The sequence below is a fragment of the Kitasatospora sp. MY 5-36 genome (assembly GCF_001182915.1).
In the GTDB taxonomy this organism is placed as follows: Bacteria; Actinomycetota; Actinomycetes; order Streptomycetales; family Streptomycetaceae; genus Kitasatospora.
On sequence record NZ_LFVW01000076.1, the window covers coordinates 1 to 1755 of the forward strand.

The 1755-nt window shown below is 74.2% G+C and carries 1 protein-coding gene; it reads right to left on the reverse strand.

Going from position 1 to position 1755, the window contains the following annotated elements:
* On the reverse strand, positions 1 to 1705 hold a 1705-nt coding region (locus tag AE652_RS06405; protein ID WP_234348248.1), incomplete at its 3' end, for an SDR family NAD(P)-dependent oxidoreductase.
* Between the last annotated feature and the right edge of the window lie 50 nt (positions 1706 to 1755).

A 1755-nucleotide genomic window follows, 5' to 3' on the forward strand; every position in this document is an offset into this window, starting at 1 on the left:
GCCCGCCCGTTCCGGCCGAGTGGACCACCGACGACAGCACCGGGCCCGCCGCATCGATACGGTCCAGGACCTCCGCCACAGAAGCGCGGTCGGCGATGTCACACGCCACCACGTCGACTGCCGTACCGCGAGCCGCGATCGACGCCGCCAGCTCCGCCACACCGGCGGCACCCGGGCCAGAACGGGACGTCAGCACGACCCGCGAAGCACCACGATCCGCCACCCACTGGGCGGTGATCGCACCCACGCCGCTCGTGCCACCCGTCACCAGCACGGAACCGCGCGGCGACCACGCCTCGCGCACGCTCGGACGACCGGCGCGCACCAACCGCCGCGCCAGCACACCGCCCGCACGCACCGCCACCTGGTCCTCATCCCCGACCAGGACCGACGCCAGCCGCGCACCGACGCGGGCGTCCACGGCAGCCGGCAAGTCGATCAGCCCGCCCCAGCGGCCCGCCAACTCCAGCGCCGCGACGGCACCCAGACCCCACAGCTGCGCCTGGACCGGCCGCACCGCATCACCCGCGACCGCTCGCACCGCGCCCTGCGTGACCACCCACAGCGGGGCGGACACACCGAGCCGGCCAAGCTCCTGGATCAGCGCGAGCGTGTCAGCGCCACCACGCGACACCCACGGACCCGCCTCCTCCGGCGACTCGTCCAGCGCCAGCAGCGACACCACACCCCGCAGATCGGAGCACGCGGCCACCGCGTCGGCGACGCCGTCCGGAGCCGAGCGGACCACGGTTGCCCCGTGGTGCTCCAGCGACTCCGCGACGGCAGCGGCATCCGGGGACTCCCCCACCAGCAGCCACGTCCCGGCCAGGACCCCGTTGGACTCGCTCACCGGCGCCCACGACACCCGGTACCGCCAATCGGCAACCGCCGAGCCGGCCCGCTCACGGCGCCGCCAGTCGGTCAGCGCGCCCAGCGCGGCATCCGCCGGGTCCACCCCGAGCAGACCGGCGAGCGCGGTGACATCACCACTCTCCACGGCGGTCCAGAAACCCGCCTCCGCACCGGTGGCCTCGCCCGCTTCGGAACGGCGACCGTCCAAGGCGGGCCAGTAGTGGCGGTGCTGGAACGCGTAGGTCGGCAGCGCGACGGTCGTACCGCCGGCCGTCACCGCCGCCCAGTCGACGGGGGCGCCCTGGACATAGGCCTCGGCGAGCGAGGTCAACAGGCGCTGCGCGCCGCCCTCGTCGCGTCGCAGCGTGCCGACCACGACCGGGGACAGCGCCTCCAGGGCGTCGCCGATCGCCGGGGTCAGCACCGGGTGCGGCGAGACCTCGAGGAACACTCCGTGGCCCGCGTCGCCGAGGATCCGCACGGCGCGGTCGAACTCCACCGTCTCGCGCAGGGACGCGTACCAGTAGGCGGGGTCCAGTTCGGGGCCCGCGAGCCACGCGCCGGTCAGCGCCGACACCATCGGGATCCGGGCCTCGGTCGGCGCGATGCCCTGGAGCACGGAGAGAATCTCCTCGCGCAGCTCGTCCACGTGGGCGCTGTGGGACGCGTAGTCCACCGGAATCATCCGGGCACGCGGCGAATCCCCGCAGGAGTCCGCCAGTTCACGCAGCGCGTCCGCATCACCGGACACCACCGTCGCCGACGGGCCGTTCACCGCCGCGACCGACAACCGGGAACCGTACGGGGCGATCCGCGCCCGGACACCGTCCACCGGCTCGGCGATCGACAGCATCCCGCCACGACCAGCCAGCGCCTTCAGAGTCTTGCTCCGCAGAACGACGA